At 39.8% G+C, this 19,510-nt stretch carries 14 protein-coding genes and 1 other RNA gene; 13 read left to right on the top strand and 2 right to left on the bottom strand.

The window, feature by feature from the left end; translation table 11 throughout:
* The first annotated feature begins 5 nt into the window (after window positions 1-5).
* Window positions 6-1,235, top strand: a complete 1,230-nt coding sequence (locus tag AC4PHB_RS05100; protein WP_492137544.1) for an FtsW/RodA/SpoVE family cell cycle protein — start codon at window positions 6-8, stop codon at window positions 1,233-1,235.
* A complete protein-coding gene (locus AC4PHB_RS05095) occupies window positions 1,232-2,641 on the top strand; it encodes a peptidoglycan D,D-transpeptidase FtsI family protein (RefSeq protein ID WP_492137543.1) in 1,410 nt (469 codons plus the stop codon). Before AC4PHB_RS05100 ends, AC4PHB_RS05095 begins: the two co-directional genes overlap by 4 nt.
* 25 nt (window positions 2,642-2,666) lie before the next feature.
* On the opposite strand, the gene AC4PHB_RS05090 is transcribed toward AC4PHB_RS05095, so the two are convergent.
* Window positions 2,667-3,473, bottom strand: a complete 807-nt coding sequence (locus AC4PHB_RS05090; protein ID WP_492137542.1) for an NAD(+)/NADH kinase — start codon at window positions 3,471-3,473, stop codon at window positions 2,667-2,669.
* Window positions 3,474-3,564: 91 nt separating this feature from the next.
* Here AC4PHB_RS05090 and AC4PHB_RS05085 point away from each other — a divergent pair, with 91 nt between their 5' ends.
* On the top strand, window positions 3,565-4,455 hold the full coding sequence (locus AC4PHB_RS05085) for an RluA family pseudouridine synthase (protein ID WP_492137541.1): 891 nt from the start codon (window positions 3,565-3,567) through the stop codon (window positions 4,453-4,455).
* Between the two features lie 62 nt (window positions 4,456-4,517).
* Window positions 4,518-4,696: non-coding RNA, 6S RNA (gene ssrS, locus AC4PHB_RS05080), on the top strand.
* Between the two features lie 42 nt (window positions 4,697-4,738).
* Here the strand turns inward: ssrS and AC4PHB_RS05075 are convergent.
* Window positions 4,739-5,539 (bottom strand): histidinol-phosphatase HisJ family protein, encoded by an 801-nt coding sequence (locus AC4PHB_RS05075; protein ID WP_492137540.1) that lies wholly within the window; start codon window positions 5,537-5,539, stop codon window positions 4,739-4,741.
* A gap of 192 nt (window positions 5,540-5,731) precedes the next feature.
* Here AC4PHB_RS05075 and AC4PHB_RS05070 point away from each other — a divergent pair, with 192 nt between their 5' ends.
* The 9 genes from AC4PHB_RS05070 to hutI all read left to right on the top strand — a co-directional run bounded on the left by AC4PHB_RS05070 (window position 5,732) and on the right by hutI (window position 19,456).
* Window positions 5,732-6,118, top strand: coding sequence for a YtxH domain-containing protein (locus AC4PHB_RS05070; protein WP_492137539.1), 387 nt, complete (start codon window positions 5,732-5,734; stop codon window positions 6,116-6,118).
* 27 nt (window positions 6,119-6,145) lie between these two features.
* Complete coding sequence (locus AC4PHB_RS05065) at window positions 6,146-6,619, top strand: hypothetical protein (RefSeq protein ID WP_492137538.1); 474 nt, start codon at window positions 6,146-6,148, stop codon at window positions 6,617-6,619.
* Window positions 6,620-6,746: 127 nt separating this feature from the next.
* Window positions 6,747-7,631, top strand: a complete 885-nt coding sequence (locus AC4PHB_RS05060; protein ID WP_492137537.1) for a diacylglycerol/lipid kinase family protein — start codon at window positions 6,747-6,749, stop codon at window positions 7,629-7,631.
* Between the two features lie 10 nt (window positions 7,632-7,641).
* A complete protein-coding gene (locus AC4PHB_RS05055) occupies window positions 7,642-8,082 on the top strand; it encodes a MarR family winged helix-turn-helix transcriptional regulator (RefSeq protein WP_492137536.1) in 441 nt (146 codons plus the stop codon).
* Window positions 8,083-8,105: 23 nt separating this feature from the next.
* Entirely contained in the window at window positions 8,106-13,364 is a 5,259-nt protein-coding gene (locus AC4PHB_RS05050) for a diguanylate cyclase (RefSeq protein WP_492137535.1), read from the top strand.
* A 49-nt stretch (window positions 13,365-13,413) separates the two neighbouring features.
* The gene (locus AC4PHB_RS05045; RefSeq protein WP_492137534.1) at window positions 13,414-14,427 is read left to right on the top strand and encodes a LacI family DNA-binding transcriptional regulator; all 1,014 of its coding nucleotides are present in this window, start codon (window positions 13,414-13,416) and stop codon (window positions 14,425-14,427) included.
* A gap of 175 nt (window positions 14,428-14,602) precedes the next feature.
* The gene (gene hutH, locus AC4PHB_RS05040; protein ID WP_492137533.1) at window positions 14,603-16,132 is read left to right on the top strand and encodes a histidine ammonia-lyase; all 1,530 of its coding nucleotides are present in this window, start codon (window positions 14,603-14,605) and stop codon (window positions 16,130-16,132) included.
* A 10-nt stretch (window positions 16,133-16,142) separates the two neighbouring features.
* Window positions 16,143-18,164 (top strand): urocanate hydratase, encoded by a 2,022-nt coding sequence (gene hutU / locus AC4PHB_RS05035; RefSeq protein ID WP_492137532.1) that lies wholly within the window; start codon window positions 16,143-16,145, stop codon window positions 18,162-18,164.
* Between the two features lie 23 nt (window positions 18,165-18,187).
* The gene (gene hutI, locus AC4PHB_RS05030) at window positions 18,188-19,456 is read left to right on the top strand and encodes an imidazolonepropionase (protein WP_492137531.1); all 1,269 of its coding nucleotides are present in this window, start codon (window positions 18,188-18,190) and stop codon (window positions 19,454-19,456) included.
* The last annotated feature ends 54 nt before the right edge of the window (window positions 19,457-19,510 follow it).

The raw sequence follows: 19,510 nt of genomic DNA, 5'->3' as shown, positions 1-19,510 counted from the left end.
AGAGTATGAAAAATTTAATGGACGGCAGATTACCGCGAAGGCTTCTGCTTTTATTTGAAATTATGTCTATGTCACTTATTCTGATCTACAGAAGGGATAGTCTGGACGTAAAGACAGTAGCGCTGGCTGTTGGACTCCTGGTGGTAGTCTACGGAGCCAATTACATATTATCAAGACTTTCAGAAGGTGATCTGTACATCTTTTTGATAGTAAGCATGCTTATGTCGATTGGGATAATCATGATTTTCAGGATAAGCTCAGATTTGGGACTAAAACAGTTGATGTGGCTTGTCATAGGAATTGGAGCTTTTTTTGGCAGTTATTTAATGATTACAAGGCTAAGCTTCTGGGAATCTCTATTTCCCGTCTATATAGCTGCGGCGTATAGTTTTTTTGCCATAACGCTTCTTCTGGGTGATAGAAAGCATGGAGCTATTAACTGGATCAGCATTGGAGGTATAAGCTTTCAGCCTGCTGAGATGACTAAAATTATCCTTGTGTTCATTATGGCATGTTTTTATGCGAAGAGAGATATACTTGAAAAGTATAAGTACGCAGATTACTGGCTGATGGGAGTAGTTTATTCATTTATCGGTTTATTATTCATCCAAAGAGATCTGGGGACTGCTATGATTTTTCTCGGAATATTCACCGGGTTGCAATATATCTACTCAAATGATCGAAAGATAATACGAGTGAACCTTGGGTTATTTTCAATAGGTGGTCTTATGGCTTACATTCTTTTTGATCACGTTAAGGTAAGGATTATGACCTGGCTTGATCCCTGGCCGTATATAGATAACAAGGGGTACCAAATAACTCAATCATTATTTGCTATAGCTGAAGGGAGTTACTTTGGCACTGGCTTGGGGAGAGGCAATCCATCCTTCATCCCTCTTTCATACAATGACTTCATATTTTCCTCTATTACTGAAGAAATGGGTGTTTTTACCGGTATTGGAATTATTATGCTTTTTATGATCCTTGTTTACCGTGGATTTAAAATAGCACTAAGACAGGATTCCAAATTCTACAGGATATTAGCTCTTGGAATAACTCTTATGTTTGGAATACAATCATTTATAATAATTGGAGGGGTAACTAAAGTGATCCCGCTTACCGGATTGACTCTGCCATTTGTATCCTACGGAGGTACCTCAGTCCTATCAAGCTTTATTGCCCTTGGGATACTGCAGGGAGCATCGGAAAAGCTTATCAGGGAGGAAATCAAATGAATCTCGAAAAAAAGAGGATATTGATACTACTTGTATCCTTATGTGCTGGTTTTGCCCTGCTGATAGGCTACTTAAGCTACTTTCAAATTTTCAGAGCCGAAGCTGTACGGCAGAATTCATACAATAAAAGGCTATGGATCAATGAAGACAAGATACTCAGAGGTTCTGTTACTGACAGAGACGGTAACCTACTTGCATATTCTGAGGCATCAGATGGAATTGCCAGGAGGATATATAAGTACGACAGACTTTATAGTCATGTAATAGGATACAGCTTAAAGGAGTATGGGAAATCTGGACTGGAAAGGAGCTATAATTCATACCTTGTTGGTGCCAATGAGAAGACGGCAGTAAACGAGCTTATCAACCTTATTAATCCCACAGGAGTAGGCAATAATCTGAAACTAACCATAGATCACAGTCTTCAGGCAAAGGCCAGGGAGCTATTATCAGGTAAAAGAGGTAGCATTGTTGCTATGGATCCTAAAACAGGAGAGATACTGGCGATGGTTAGTTTGCCTGATTTCAACGTTAATACTCTTATTCAGGAATGGAGCACGGTATCTGAGGACACCAACAGTCCGCTTTTTAATAGAGCAACACAAGGACTTTACCCACCTGGTTCTGTATTCAAGATTGCAACAGCAATTGGTATTTTAAGAGCATCAAATCAAGATGATTTATATAACTGCACAGGAACTGTTGTCATCGACGGTAAGGAATTCAGTGACTTTGATAAAAAAGGTCATGGCGAGTTGAGCCTTGGTGAGGCTTTCGCAAAATCCTGTAACACCTATTTCGCCACAAGAGCATTGGAAATCGGGCATTCTGAATTGCTTAAGATAGCTGTTGAGCTGGGATTTAATGAAAAGATGGACATAGGACTGGAATCATCTTCACCTGTATTTCCAATGGATTCAAAGGGAGATACTGACTTGGCAGCATCGGGGATCGGTCAGGGTAGGATACTTGCAACACCCTTGAACATGCTTACCATTATTTCCGGAATCGCCAACGATGGATCAATGATGGAACCGTATATTGTGTCCGAAGTGACATCTCCTGAGGGCAAGCTTATTAAAAGTCATGAGAAAACTTTAATAAGAGAAATAGGAGACACTATGGAAATAACAAAGCTTAAGGATATGTTGAGAGAAGTTGTCAAAACTGGAACCGGTAGAAACGCCAGTATAAAAAATGTTGCAGTAGCAGGTAAGACGGGTACTGCTGAGAATCCATCTGGAATGAATCACGCCTGGTTTGCAGGCTTTGCCCCATTTGAGGACCCTAGAATTGCAGTTGTTGTGATCCTGGAGGAGGAAGGCTCTTCAGGCGGTAGATCAGCTGCACCAATAGCCAGGGATATTATGATCCATGCATTGAATAGCGTTAACTTTTATAGGTAAAGATCCTGCCCTCCGGGCAGGATCTTTATAGAAATTTACTTTTTAAATTATTCCAATACATATCCTTGCTGAAGTTTAGCTTATAGATACTGTTGGGCGACAGTGTGAGGTCAATTGATTCTATTCCTTCGTATTTGAACTCCATCCCGTCATTTACGACAAGAATCGAATTTTCGTATCTGTATTCCGGCTTGATCATTATGATCGATTCTCCAGGTACAATGGCACTATTTGGAAGACTCCGGTATGCGCTTGAATTGATGGGAGCCAGAGGCGTTATCTGAAGGGATGACAGACTAGGGTAGACAATACTTCCACCTGCTGAGAAACTATATCCGGTGCTGCCGGCAGGGGTTGATACTATCAGACCGTCTCCGCTGAATCTTTCCAGATGATTGTTATCAATATATACTTCAAGATGTACAATTTTTGACTTTACTCCCTTTATTACTATTTCATTTATCCCTGTAAGATAGAAGCATTTGCTCTTTGTACAGACCTTCGCATCGACGAGGAATATGTTTTCTGTCTTATAGTCTCCTTTGAGGTACCTGTCAATGAACAGGTCTATCTCTTTAGGGGAGATTTCCTGAAAAAAGCCCAAGTGTCCAGTGTTGATACCTACAAATGGTATCTGAGGGAAGGCATTCCGATGTATTGCTCGTAAGAAAGCCCCATCTCCGCCTATGCAGATATTGAGTTCAGCATCCTTATTATAGGATTCCGATGGGATCAAGCTCTTTTCTGCCAGCTTTCCTACAAGTAGGCGAGCAGTTTTTCTTGACTCATAATTTTTATTCGATATGATATTTATTATTCTGTCATTAGACATTATGCCTCACCCTTCAAAGGAATTTATAAAGCTGATATAATGATTTTAACACATCAAATGAACTATTAAAAGAAGATAAGGAGTTACTTGTATGGCTGGAGACCGAAATTATATCGAAATTACTAATAAGGATAGGTGTGATAACCTGGAAGAGCTAATGGGGATAAAGGGGATATCAGGCAGACTTATGCGAAGACTATTAAAATCCAAGCAGTTGCTGGTGAATGATAGTCCTGCGAATAGAAATCAAAAATTATGCTATGGAGATATTGTTAAGATAATGATTGAAGACGAGGATTATGATGTAGAACCTCAATTTATGGACATTGAGATACTTTACGAGGATAGGGATGTTCTGGTACTTAATAAGCCGCCTTTTTTAGTCGTTCACCCTACAAAGAATATTGCCGACATGACTCTATCTAATGGTGTTGCATATTACTTCAAGTCAATAGGACTAAGAAGAAAAATCAGATTAATAAGCAGACTGGATAGAGATACATCTGGAGTCATTGCTTTTGCTAAGAATTCATATGGACATCAGTACATGGCAAGACAAATGGAGAATGGGGTGCTAAAAAAGAACTATGTTGCCGTGGTTGAAGGATCAATTTCAAACAATTCAGGCATGATAGATCTACCTATAGGTGTAAGCGAGGATGGAATCAGGCAAGAGGTGAGGGGTGATGGTCTTCCTTCAATAACCAGCTTTGAGGTATTGGAAAGGCTTGATGGAGCTTCTTTGGTCAAGCTCGAGCTGCTGACAGGTAGAACACATCAGATTCGAGTTCACTTAGCATCTATTGGAAATCCAATAATCGGAGACCCTCTATATGGCTCTGTTTCAAACAAGATCCACAGGCAGGCACTGCACGCAACGAGTATTGAATTTGAATCATCGGAAACAGGTGAAAGGGTACAGGTTGATGCACCTCTTCCTACGGATATTATTGGGTTACTTTATCAGTTTAAATCGAACTAATATATGAAAATCATTGAAATCAGGGCTGTAAAGTAGTATAATAAAAACAAGAAGAAGATAAATAGTTTCTGCGGTGTGCGTTATTCTCATATAATTCAACCGACATGTTTTATACGGGAGTTCGTTGTTCGGGGGTCTATGACAAGCCTTTCAAGGAAGGTAGTCAGAAGCCTTTGACGGGACACCCACCTGCAATTATGCGGGTGTGAATTAGTTGAGAGGACGGCATTGCGGGAATACAAAAAAGAATAAAAACCCTTCGGGGTTTTTATTTTTATGGAAATTATTGAATTTGAATTGGGAACTTTTTTCTCCCTCTGAAAATATAAATATATTTGAATCCAAGGTCCCTTAAAGCTTTTTCAGTCTGCTTGTACTCGTACCCAATATGATGGATAGTGTGGGAATCTGAGCCGATGGTTATGATTTCTCCCCCCAAATCTCTATAAAGCTTTAATATCTGAGGTTTAGGGTGAAAGCTATCCAGATTATATCTTAAACCGCTAGTGTTGACTTCGATACCTTTACCTTTCTCAACAAGCTTCTTTAGTATCATCTCAATTTTATCCATGTAGACATCATATTTGATAGGCATTCCATCTGCAAAAAGATAACGATCAATATAGTCAAAATGACCAAGAACATCATAGTTATCGAAGGAATTGATGCAATCAAGAACGGAGTCATAATACCTGCTTATTATCTCTCCTTGAGATAGTTCCATTTTATCAAAATCAAGGAAAATGTCCTTGTTGTCAATTGCATGGATAGACATAATTACAAAGTCAAAGCCATGATCTGATATGAACTTAGCATACCTGTCAGCTAAGTGTGGCTGCATACCAATTTCAACTCCTGCCAACACTTCAATTTTATCCCTATATGTATATTTTACTCTGTTTATATCCCTAAAATAATCCAGTGGTCTGAACATCAGGTCGATTTTTTCCTTTGTGGCTTCGAAATCTACATGATCAGTAAAACATAAGGCACGTAGGTTTTTATCGATAGCAGTTTTAACTATCGACTCCATAGGAGTCTTTGAATCCAATGAAAAATCGCTGTGCACGTGAAAATCATACATAGTATTTTACATCCCCAGTCTTGTTAGATAGTATTATCAATTTTAACAGATATTCCAGGTATTTTCAATCCAATCGCAGCTGGGTGTGTACTTGCCAATTATACGAAAAGCTGATAATATGAACAATACTGATTATATGACTTCATTTGGGGTAAATGAAATGTATAGAAAACGCAAAGGGGAGATCTGCTTATGAAATTGAATAAGATTATCGAAGAAAAAAGAAAACAAATGGAAAAAGCTAAAAAAATTGAGACAGCAAAAAATGTGGCCGTTGGTACTGCAATAGGTACTGCTCTTGGAGCAGCTGCCGGTTTACTTTTTGCTCCTAAATCAGGTAAGGAGACCAGAGAGGATATCTCAAAGAAAACAAAAGAGGTCGCTGAAACTGTAAAGGAAAAAGTTGAAGAACAACTTGATGTAACGAAAGAACAGCTCGACAAGGTTAAGACTGAAGTGGAGAAGAACTGGGGAGATTTGAAGGAGAAAGTCAAGAAAGACAAGGAAGCTGCAGAAGAAATGGTTGAGGATGTAGCAGAGGCCGTAGAGGAATCTAACGAAGAACAGACAAAAGAATAGCTTACGCAAATCTAAGGGGGTATTGATATGGACGTAACCTTGACATTACAGGATTTGCTTAAGTTGATTTTGTTTTTGCTTGGTATCGGGGTCTTGGGTTATCTACTGCTGATACTGCGTAATGTTAATAAAACCATTGGCCAGGCTCAGAGCTTATTGGAGGAAAACACAAAGGAATTAGATTCTACTATAAAGCAGCTGCCTGAAATCACGGCCAACATAAACAAACTTACAAGTGAAACAACAAAATTAGTTTCAGAAATGTCACCAGACATTAGCGGCGTGGTCCATAATGTAAACGGTATAACCTCGAAAATCGACGATATTGCCAATATTGTTGACAAAACGGGACATACTGTTGAAGACACAGTAGGATTGCTGACTGATACCTTAGCTGAGACTGCTCTGGCATTTCAGTTCAATGCTAAAAATGTAACCAGCTATATTGAGATCATCAAGGAGATAATTGAGATCGTACGAGGCAGCCTCAAGAAGTATTAAAGAACCCGTAAGGGTTCTTTTTTTCAAGCATGATTGATATCTTTTCAATTGCTGGTATACTAATATTAAGGTGCTTTCAAAAATAGTGGAGAGCGCCTTTCTCAAAATGAAGAAGAGGATAGCTAATATGAAACGAATCAAATTTATTATAAACCCATCTTCTGGCAGGCAAGCGATGGAAAAGAAAATTGATACTCTTTGTAAGCTATTGCTGGATGATGGCTATATTCTTGCGAAGTATTTTACTAAGAACAAGTTTGATGCTATGTTGGAAGCGAGGCGTACCTGTAACGAGGACTTTGATCTTATAGTTGTGTGCGGTGGCGACGGAACCGTAAATGAAGTAGTTAAGGGTATAGTTACAGGAGGACGGAGAGTCCCTATAGCAATCCTTGCCAGCGGAACTGTAAACGATTTCGCGAATTATCTTGGAATCCCTCGAAACACCTATGAATTCTTTGATCTGATAAAGAGGGATAAAGTTATAGATGTTGATATTGGATGCGTTAATGAGGATTACTTTGTAAATGTCGCAGCTGGGGGGCTTCTTACTAATGTAGCTTATCAAGCTCAACCTGATGTCAAGGCTGTATTGGGAAGAATGGCATATTATCTTGAAGGTTTAAAGGAACTTGCAAATCAGGGGCTGGAGACTGTAAGGATAACCATTCAGAGTGAAGAGTTCACTTCTGAAGAGGACATATTATTATTTGTTATTTCAAACAGCTCGTCAATTGGAGGATTTACGAAGCTTGCACCTGATGCTGATGTAGTTGATGGACTTCTGGATGTCGTATTGATCAAAAAGGCAGATATTGCAGAACTGGCCAATATATTCATCAATGTTTTAACAGGTGAGCACATAAATCATCCCAAGGTGATATATTATAAAACCCAGAAGGTAGTCGTAAAATCTGACAGAAAAATAGTAGTTGATATAGATGGAGAATATGGGGGCAAGCTTCCAGCAGAATTCAGAGTAATTCCAAAGGGTTTGAGCATACTCGTTTAGGAGGGTGATGATGGATAACAACAGGGATAGAAACGTAGAGTCCATTGAGAAGCATCTGAGGAAGGTTGATTATATCATTAGAAAGAACGGCAGGATGATCCTAAGCGATTTTGGGATCACTGTGCCACAATTCACTGCTCTACAGACGTTAATCAATAATGGCGATATGACAATAGGTGAGCTAAGCCAACAGATGGATCTTGCATGCAGTACTATAACTGATTTGATAGACAGGATGGAAAAGAATGAGCTCGTTAAGAGAGAAAAGGATCAAAAGGACAAGAGAGTAGTTCGCGTTGTTGTTTTAACAAAGGGTCATGATATTTTGCAAAAGGTATTAGAAAGGCGGATCAGCTTTCTTGAGGTAAAACTGGAGGGTCTTTCAGTGACTGAGGTCGAGGGCTTAAAATCAGCTTTGGAAAAGCTCTATGTTGAAATGAACGAAGACTAATGGGGAAAAGGCAGGACGTTTGAATGAAGCTGATCAACAATGATTACAGGGTTCTCGATACTTATATTAAAAGTAAAAAAGAAGAGGCCTACCTGGTTGAAAAGGTTAATCAACCGGGACAGGTCTATTTTTTGAAAATTTTGGAGCCTCATAAACACAATAGCTGCATCCAGGATTTTATAGAAAGTTTCCAGGAGTATGAGAGCATCAAACACCGATATCTTCTCAACTCCTATGAGTTCGAGCTCATTAAAAGCCTCAATATTAAGCCAATAGGTGGCAGACTTTACTATGCTTTATCTGAGTATACAGAGATGTCTACTTTGGAGGACTTAAAAGGGAAGCTGAGTACCAGAGATATGGCAATAGTTATTGCGAAGCTCATGGAAGTTTTGGATTATCTACATTTCAAAGGGTTTGTATACAGAGCATTAAGTCCTGAAAAAGTATATATAGGTTCTGATGGGGATGTCAAATTACTAAATATTTCTACCTTGGTTGAGCATCTATATGAGATAGAGCGCATAAACTCTATCCAGGAATTTATCGCCCCTGAGATATTCAATAGAACCGTTTCGGTTGATCACAAGGCTGATTACTACTCATTGGGGATCCTAATAAAAAAGTATCTGTATCCCATTATCTCCTCTGATAGTGAAATACTCCATGCAATTGAGTCTATTATAGAAGATTATCTAAAAAGAGACCCTGGAAGCAGGAAAATGCAGCTTTCAGAGGCACGAAAAATCTTTGAGGAATTATTTGGTTTTTCGATTGGAACCGACTATTCAAAGGAAAGAGGTTACCTAAATTTAAGCTCAATAAAAGCAATAGGTCATGAATCTCAACTCCAGGAATTAGAACAGGTCGAGGATTTTATCAATTCAAACTCCAGCTTATATAATATTGCACTTATAGAAGGGAACATTGGTTCGGGAAAGACATACCTCTTGGAAGCATTTCTAAGGAAGGTCGCTCTCAGAGGAAGTTTAGCAGCTGAAGTAAGCATAGCGGGTGGAAAAACCATAGGCTTTGACATGTTCCGTGATTTTATTTTAGATGTAATGGGAGTAGCGGAAATCAAATATAAGCTTACGAAGCAAGGAGATGCCCTGAAGCTGGTCCATGAAGATAATGAACTCGAATTTTCATTGAATTTACCCGGAAACTTATACAAGCTTTATGATATCATTGCTGAAAATTTGATAAGAAGGTCTAAGACTGAAAGCATATTTATTGGGATAAATGACTTGGAGCTTTCCAGTATGACCATTTTGGAGATGCTCGACTTTCTACTTGCAAAATTCAAAGGCAATCGGATACTTATGATATGTACCTATAACCAAATGGGTGCTGCTGGAAAGAATTCTGAGAAGCTTTTGGAGGATTGGGCTAATCGAAATGGTGCTTTGAGGATAAAGACATCGAATCTCTCGTTAGAGTCGACTGGCAGATTAGTAAAATCCATTCTTGGAATAGCGTTCATACCAAAAAACTTTTCCCAGCTATTATACAAGGAATCCTTGGGAAATCCAAGATATTTGGTCCATTTGCTTCGCCATTTCTATGATACCGGCGAGTTGTATATGAGTAATGAGGGATTATGGAATATTCGAAAGGATAGATATGACGACCTCGATTTTCCCAAGAGCTTTTTAGGAGCTTTTAAGAAGAAAGTAGATTCGGTATCTCCAATGCAATTAAGTCTGCTTCAAATGGTATCTTGTTTTGAAGGCTTTGCAAAGAAAGCAATAATTAAGAAGCTTACAGGCTTTTCTGACATGGAGATCGATGAGGTCATAGCCAGCTTGGAGACCGAAGGACTTGTTTCAGAGGTCAAGACTGAATTTGGGCAGGAATTGGGGATTTACGAGGGAGAAATCAAGAAATATTTATACAGTATGTTGAACCAGCTTCAAAGAGAATCCAACCATAATTCTATCGCAGATGAGCTGATAAACAATAAAAAGCTTGGCAATGAATATAGTTTTGAGGAGCTGTTCTACCAATTGAGTTCATCTAAGCAATTTGATGAGCTAATTGATATTGCCTATGAAAGGATAGGCATAGAAAAAAACATGTTTACGGATTCCTCAATAGTTATTCTAGCACAGGTGTATGATATCCTTTCCTCATCAAGCCACCCTAAAGATATCGAGATACTTGATAAACTGTGTTATAGCTTGATAGTAAAAGGTGAAGCTGTGCAGTTGAAGGCTTATTTGGACAAGTTGATGTATGCTGCAGAATCAAGAGGCGATGACAGATTTCAAATCCGAGGGCTGCTTTATAAGCTGGAACTGTCTGTTAGAAGCAACGATATCAATAGATCTCAGGAGTTGGTACATGAGATAAGTAAAAGACTGGAAGGCAAGGAGTATACTGAAGAGAAAATTTATTATAGATTGCTCCAGGCAAAGCATTATCTTGATGTAGACAATCCGCATATGACAAAGTCAATGGCAGATGAAGGTATAATTTTATCAGAAGCCAATAACACATGGACTTATATTGGTGATCTTTTTAATATCAGAGGGATCGCTAAATATATGTGTGGGGATCCTGAAGCTGCTATCGGTGATTACAATATGGCGCTGGAGGGATATAAGAAATCTGATCGCCCATTTGATATGGTTAAACCAATCAATAACATTGGAAGTATTCAAAGTGAGTATTATGGATCTGAAAGACTTGCTCTTGATTATTACTGGCGAAGTGTTGAAATATCAGAGAACTATGGACTAACGTCACTTCAGACCACCTTTTTAAGTAATATTGGAGAGGTTTTCACAAATGTCAGGGAGTACAAAAATGCAGAAATATTCCTGGATCGTGCTATAGACCTTTCTAGAAGAATAAATGATAAAAAGAGTCTTTTTCTTTCGACAGTGCTTCAAGGGATCGTGTTTTTGAGAGTAGGCAGAATCAATAAGGCGCTTGAGATATACCTAAGCCTGAAGGAGATGAACAGATCTGGTTATATCCAGGACAAAGAGGTATTAATGCAGTATACGAATTTTCTTGGACAGTACTATTTTGAGTCTGGTGATTTTAGATTATCTAAGGAATTCAGCAAAACTTCAATGGAGAGATCCTTAGACATAAGCAATAAGGAGTATATGAAGGCTAAGACAAGGCTTATAAATATCGATTTCATAGAACGATTCAGGATAGATGAAAAAAAGATTTTTGAAGTTGTTGAGGAATACAGAAGTAAAGGGAGCAGCTATGATAGAGCTTATTTTCTAATGTTATATAGTTTGATTGCTCACTACTTTGGCAATGAGGAACTTAGCAAATCCTTGATTCATGAATTTGAGAGGCTGGAGAGCGCGGAGGTCATAGATAAATACCAGCTAGATCTTAAATTGATTGAGCTGATTGTTGAGGGAAGCAACTCATCTCTTCTATCTGCAATTGAATATTCAAAATCTGGCGGTCATAAAATATTGATACCTAGATTTTATACAAACATAGCATTAGCTGCCAAGCTCTTAGACAACAAACAATATCATGAAGCATTTCAGGTCATGATAACCAATCTGGACTACTATGAAACAGCGATGAGAATGCTTGGAGAGGTTAATATCGGTCCAGATTTCAGGAAATTCTACTTGCTGGATTTGATGATACCAATAATCGATAAAAGTTTATTCGCAATCACTGGTTTGAACAGGGATTTCGAACCAACCATAGAAAATTACCTCAGTAAGCTGGATGAGAGTCTGTTTCTAAGGATTTTTTCAGGTGATGAAGCATCCAAGTGTTGTATTGACACAACCAAACTTCTCTCTTCCATGGATAGCAACGCTAGCGATAATCTAAATAAAATACTTGAGTTTATTGCAATAAAATCCAATGCAGAGCAGGGATACATCGTTTTGTACAATTCTGACGGTAACGAGAACAGGATTATAAAATATGGAACGTCTGAAAGTTTTCCTCTGAATTTGATTATTGAAAATACCTTAAAAGACGGGGATTCTGTTTTGATCAGAAGGGATATTTCAAGCAAGCAATGCCACATACTGGAATCACATATCGAGGATGAGATTTCCGGGTTGATTGCTGTTCCGATACTGACTTCATCAGGACTTTCTGACAAAACAATGGACAGAAGACAATCTTATTTCAGAAACAAGGTATATGGCTATGTTTTGCTCTTAACAACTAGTAATGTAAACAGATTTGATACTATACGTTCTGATATGATCAAGGATCTCTCTTGGTTGATATATTTGAATTCAGAGAATGACAGGTTGTACAGGAGCTCCTTTTATGATAAGTTGACTGGAACATACAGAAGAAATATCGTCGAAAGAAGGCTTTCCGATGCTATCCAGCACTATTCGATCAACGACAGGGGATTTGCCTGCATGATGCTTGATATCGACAGATTCAAGTCCATTAACGATACCTATGGACACCAAATGGGAGATAGGGTCCTGACTGCAATAGGAGAGGTCATAAAAAGCTCCGTCAGGATCACCGATACAGCCGGTAGATACGGGGGCGAGGAATTTTTATTGATTATTGAAGACGTCGATTCCGAGTCTGCGGTAGCCGTTGCTGACAAGATCAGGTCATCTATCGAGTCAATGGTTGTTAAAGGCTTGAAGCAAAAAATAACTGCCAGTATCGGTATTGCTTTATACCCTGAGGATGGGCAGCTGCCAGAGGATCTAATCCTTAGAGCAGATCTGGCGATGTATCATGCCAAGGAGGTACTTGGCAGGAACAGCGTCGCTTTATGGAATGATGACATGGGATCGATTGCCAGCAAATTCAAATTGGAGCATGACCTTGTTGTAGGTGGATTTGAAAATGATTCTGATAGAATAGGTGCTTTATCGGACGCAGCACTACTCATTCAACGAGATATGAGCCTGGAGGATAAGCTTGAGCTATTTTTAGGATATTTGCTTGATTCAACTCAGGGAAGGAATGCTGCAATTTATACAGTCTCCAATAATCAGTTAAAATGTATTGCTGCTAGCTCCAAGGCAAAGAATTCTGCAGATATCCTTTTACCATCTGAGTACCTGTACAGGGTATCTGAGTCGAGAGAATCAGAAAGTTATATTTACTTAAGATCCGGGCTAGAAGGTGAGGATGAACCGGCAAATGAGTATGTTTCAGGGGCCATATGCCCAATTATTATCAATGGTGACATTTATGGGCTAATTCTAGTTGAGGTCCCTTTGTCCAGACGAGAGTTCAAACAAAAAGATTTGAAGTATATAGAAGTTTTGGGTAGTGTATTTTCCGCCAATTTAGTATAATTTATTCAGAACTGTGAATTGAAATATGATCACAGCGGGGAGGGGTATTATGACTGTTACTATCAAAGATGTTGCAAGAATGGCTGAGGTATCTATATCTACGGTATCAAGAGTAATCAATGATTCTAAACCTGTAAGTCCTGAAGCAAGGAGGCGGGTTCTTAAGGCCATCGAAGAGCTAGGCTATAAGCCTAATGAGGTTGCAAGAAGTCTTGTAACTAAAAAGTCAAACATAATAGGAATTATAGTAGATGATATTGGAAGCTCTTACGTTGCGCAAATAATCCGAGGTGTTGAGGAAGTTGGAAGAATGTACAATTATGATCTTCTACTTTGCAGCAGCTATGGAGATAAAGAGTCGGAGTTAAGGTTTTCTCAGTTGTTGATGCAGAAACAGGTAGCTGGGATTATAATCGTTTCTGAGATATTAAACAATGATGTCCTTTCTTTCCTGAACATGTCAAGGATACCTTTTGTTTATTTGAATAAATACTATAATGTTCTTGAGAGTCCTAATGTTTCTATAAATAACAAGGAAGCCAGCGACAAGGTCATGAGGTACTTAGCCGAAGAAGGACACAGAAGGATCGCATATGTTACTCAGGAAAAGGATGTCGAGCTTACTATTGAAAAGCATAAGCTTGAAGCTTACAGAGAATGGATGGGTAATCTTGGCGAGGATACAATAGTCTTTGAAGTGGATGGTCATGAGATCGAGAACGGATATGAACTGGGAAATCGGATAGTCGAGAGGCTGCTTGAGGGGAAAATCACAGCAGTATACTGTTGTGAAGATGAAATAGCGATAGGTTTGATCAACTACCTGTATGATCATAATATAAAGGTACCTGAAGACATCTCGGTAGTTGGATATGGTGACATAACGCTGGCATCTTACTTCAGACCGATGTTGACAACAATAAAGGAACCATACTATGACATAGGTGCGGTTTCGATCCGAAGGATACTTAAGGTATTACAGGGAGAAAAGGTTGAAGAGCAAACTATTGTGCTGCCGGTTCAACTCATCATAAGAGACAGCTGTACTTCTCCTTCTAAATAATTGTGGAACATAGTTTACCTGTATGATATAATACCTTCAAACAAATAAAAGTGGGGATAATATGACTAAAGTATTATTGCTTCACGAAAATTCAAAAAATCAAAACCACAGCCCTGCTGTGGTTTTTTTGCGCCGCTTCATCTTGTTAATATAATAATGTATTGGAGGTAGAAGAATGAATAAGGTGTACATAGACGGAAGCAATATGAACCTGAGAGATTTTATCCTCGTAGCTAGACATGGAATACAGGTGGAGCTGAATGATGATGCCAAAACTAGAATTAAAAGATCAAGAGATTTGGTGGATCGGTTTGTAGAAGAGGAACGTGTAGTTTATGGTATAACAACCGGTTTTGGAAAATTCAGCGATGTTGTAATAAGCTGTAAAGAAACAGTTGAATTGCAAAGGAACCTAATAATCAGCCATTCCTGCGGAGTAGGTGAGCCATTGCCTGAAGAATTTGTAAGAGGGATAATGCTTCTAAGAGCAAATGCCCTGTCAAAAGGACTTTCTGGAATAAGGCTTTCAGTAGTTGAGACTCTTATTGAAATGCTGAACAGAAAGGTACACCCAGTAATACCTGAGAAGGGATCACTCGGTGCCAGTGGAGATCTAGCACCCCTGGCGCACATGGTTCTTGTAATGATCGGCGAGGGAGAAGCCATTTATAATGGAGCCAGGATGAGCGGACGAGAAGCTATGGATATTGCAGGTATACCCGTTGTGACCCTTGTAGCAAAGGAAGGACTTGCTCTTATAAATGGAACTCAGGTAATGACTTCCATTGGTGCATTTGCACTTCATGATGCAATAAACCTTTCAAAGACATCAGACATAGCAGCCGCATTGACTATGGAGGCCCTTAACGGAATAACGGATGCAATGGATCCAAGAGTACACATTGCAAGGGGTCACATAGGCCAGATCAGCTCAGCAGCGAACCTGCTAAGACTGCTGGAAGGGAGCTCCATGACTTCAAAACAAGGCGAAATGAGAGTACAGGACCCATATTCCTTGAGATGTACCCCTCAAATACATGGGGCTACCAAAGACAGCCTGCTTTTCATAAAAGAAAAGATAGAGATCGAAATGAATGCAGCAACTGATAACCCCATCATATTTCCAGATGAGGAGGATGTGATATCAGGGGGAAACTTCCACGGACAGCCTATTGCTCTTCCGATGGACTTTCTAGGTATAGCAGTTTCTGAGCTGGCAAATATTTCTGAAAGAAGATTGGAAAGACTTGTAAATCCATCTCTAAGTAATGGTCTCCCTGCATTTTTGACTTCTAAGGGAGGGGTGAATTCAGGCTTTATGATAGTCCAATATTCCGCAGCATCTTTGGTTTCCGAAAATAAAGTATTGGCACATCCTGCAAGCGTCGACTCCATTCCATCCTCTGCAAACCAGGAAGATCATGTTTCCATGGGTACTATTGCTGCCAGAAAGGCAATGGAGATCCTGAAAAATGCCAGGAAGGTAGTCGCCATGGAGCTAATGGCAGCATGTCAGGCTATAGATCTCAGAGGGAAAGACAAGCTTGGTATAGGAACAGAAGTAGCCTATCAAACTTTAAGAAAAGAAATCCATGTTTTACATGAAGATAGGATAATGTATATGGATATAAATAAATCAGAAGATCTTATAAAGACTAATATGATTTTGGATGAGGTTGAAGCTGTTATTGGAAAATTGGAGTAGGAGGGCTGTCATGATCGGTAACGATATGATTTATGAAGGTATGGAGATTAAACTGCCAAAGACTCTTCCCCAAATACAGGAATTTATTCCTGGAATAAGGAGAGCCCCTAAAAGAGAGCTTACACTTTCCAGGCATGAGACGACTCTGGCGTTAAAAAATGCACTAAGGTATATACCTGAGGAGTTGCACGAGATTTTAGCTCCGGAATTTATGAACGAGCTCATCACTTATGGAAGGATCTATGGCTACAGATATAGACCAGAGGGTGAGATAAAAGGAAGGCCAATAGATGAATACAATGGGAATTGCATCGAAGCTAAAGCATTTCAGGTAATGATAGACAACAACCTTGATTTCGACGTTTCACTGTATCCTTATGAGTTGGTGACCTATGGTGAGACAGGCCAGGTTTTCCAAAACTGGATGCAGTATAGGCTGGTAAAACAATATCTCGAGATATTGAATGACAGTCAGACTCTAGTAATTATGTCAGGTCATCCATTGGGACTATTCAAATCGTCAAAGCAGAGCCCAAGGGTCATCATAACCAACTCTCTGATGATAGGGATGTTTGACAATCAGGAGCAATGGATAAAGGCTCAAGCGATGGGAGTGGCAAATTACGGACAGATGACTGCAGGAGGCTGGATGTATATAGGCCCACAGGGAATAGTACACGGAACATACAACTCAATATTAAATGCTGGCAGGATGAAGCTTGGGATAGATGAAAAGGCAGACCTGAGAGGTCATATTTTCGTCAGCTCCGGGTTGGGAGGTATGAGTGGAGCGCAGGGAAAAGCCACGAAAATTGCCAACGGGGTTGGAATAATAGCAGAGGTCGATCGTTCCAGGATAAAAACAAGACTTGATCAAGGGTGGATAGACGAATCCTTTGATGAATTAGATCAGCTGTTCCATAGAGCGCATAGTGCAGCTAAATCGGGGGAGGCCCTAGCATTGGCTTATCACGGAAACATTGTAGATCTACTGGAGTATGCGGTCGATAAGAATGTTCATATCGAGCTCCTATCAGATCAGACCTCATGCCATGCTCCATATGATGGCGGCTACTGTCCTCAAGGGTTGAGCTTTGAAGATAGAACCAGGATGCTTTCGGAGGATAAACGTGGCTTTATTGGTCTAGTAAATCAATCCTTGATCAAGCATTATCACTTGATCAAAGAACTGGTCAATAGAGGAACTTATTTCTTTGACTACGGCAACTCCTTCATGAAGGCTGTATTTGATGCAGGTGCAAAGGATATTTCAATGAATGGAGTTGATGAAACGGAAGGCTTTATCTTCCCGTCGTATGTTGAAGATATTATGGGACCTATGCTATTTGATTACGGCTATGGACCATTCAGGTGGGTATGTTTAAGTGGCAGGGAAGAGGATCTGGATAAAACTGATAAGGCTGCTATGGATTGTATTGACCCGGAAAGAAGGGGACAGGACAGGGATAACTATATATGGATAAGAGACGCTAAAAAGAATAAGCTAGTAGTGGGAACCAAAGCCAGGATACTCTATCAGGATGCATTGGGTAGGCTTAAGATCGCTCTGCGGTTCAACGAGATGGTAAGAAATGGAGAAATTGGTCCGGTTATGCTTGGACGAGACCATCATGATACCGGAGGAACAGATTCGCCATTCAGAGAGACATCTAACATTAAGGACGGCAGCAATGTAATGGCAGATATGGCAACGCAGTGTTTTGCAGGAAATGCAGCAAGGGGTATGAGCCTTATAGCACTCCATAACGGAGGTGGAGTAGGTATTGGGAAATCTATAAACGGTGGTTTCGGAATGGTTCTTGATGGCAGCGTAAGAGTAGATGATATATTAAAAACTGCTATGCCTTGGGATGTTATGGTAGGAGTCGCCCGACGAGCTTGGGCGACAAATGAAAACTCGATCGAAACTGTTTTAGAATACAACAAACAGTTTAAGGGAGAGGATCATCTCACCGTACCATTTGTGCCTGACCAGGATTTAATTGAGAGGACAATAAAGGACAAAATCTAAATTGGATTCGATGGAGGTATACGATGGAAGCTGATTTGATCATTAAGAATATAGGAATATTAGCAACATTAAAAGGCCCGCAAAGAGCTAGAGGGGGAAGCGACCAAGGCGAGATCGGTATTATAAAAGATGCAGTAGTAGCTGTAAATGGTGGCAGGATAATATACGTGGGCGAAGGTGACCTCCCTGAAGAGGTTGAAACTAATGAAAAAACTCTGATCATAGATGCTGGTGGCAAGATTGTTACTCCAGGCCTTATTGACTCACACACACATCTCGTCCATGGAGGCTCGAGAGAAAATGAGCTTTCTATGAAGCTTAAAGGAGCAAAATACATGGATATACTCCGTGCTGGGGGAGGGATCTACAGTACTATGAGTGCTACCAGGTCGATGTCAAGTGAGGAGCTTTATAAACAGGCCAGAAACAGTCTTGACAGGATGTTGTCATTTGGAGTTACGACTGTTGAAGGCAAATCAGGCTATGGTATCGAGGATATTGACACTGAGCTCAAACAGCTTGAGGTAGCGGAAAGGCTTAACAAGGAGCATGCTGTAGATGTTGTTTCCACATTCATGGGAGCACATGCTGTCCCGTTGACCTTCAAGGATGATCCAGAAGGATTTGTACAAAAGATAATCCAAGAGATGATTCCTACAGTTGCCAAGAAAAAGCTTGCTAGATTTTGTGATGTGTTTTGCGAACATGGAGTATTTACAATTGACCAATCAAGAAAGATACTCCTTGCAGGCAGATCATGGGGATTAGAGCCAAAAATACACGCAGACGAGATAGAATCTATTGGTGGTGCCGAACTTGCAGCTGAATTGAGATGCATCTCTGCAGACCACCTTGTCGGTGCCAGCGATGAAGGAATCAGAAAAATGGCTGGATCAGGAGTCGTTGCGAACCTGCTTCCAGGTACAAGCTTTAATCTTCAGAAAGGTAAGCACGCAAGAGCTAGATTCATGATAGATAACGGTTTGCCAGTAGCTGTGTCAACTGACTACAATCCGGGGAGCTGTCCTACGGAAAATATCCAGCTTGTTATGAGCTTTGCTTCCTTGATTTTAAGAATGACACCGGAGGAGGTTCTTACGGCTGTGACAATGAATGGAGCTGCTGCATTGGGTCTTGAGAGAGAAATTGGAAGTATTGAGGTTGGGAAAAAGGCTGATTTGGTAATATTCGATTCTACTAACCTGGAGTACATCATCTACCATTTTGGTATAAACCATACCGATATTGTCATAAAAGATGGAAGGGTGGCTTTTAATAAGAAGGATTGTTAATGCAAAACCCCTGATGTATAATCATAATGTTGGATGAGATACTAAAAGACTTTT

This window comes from Gudongella sp. QWL-04, from assembly GCF_058683975.1.
This window is presented reverse-complemented; position numbering and strand designations above follow the sequence as displayed.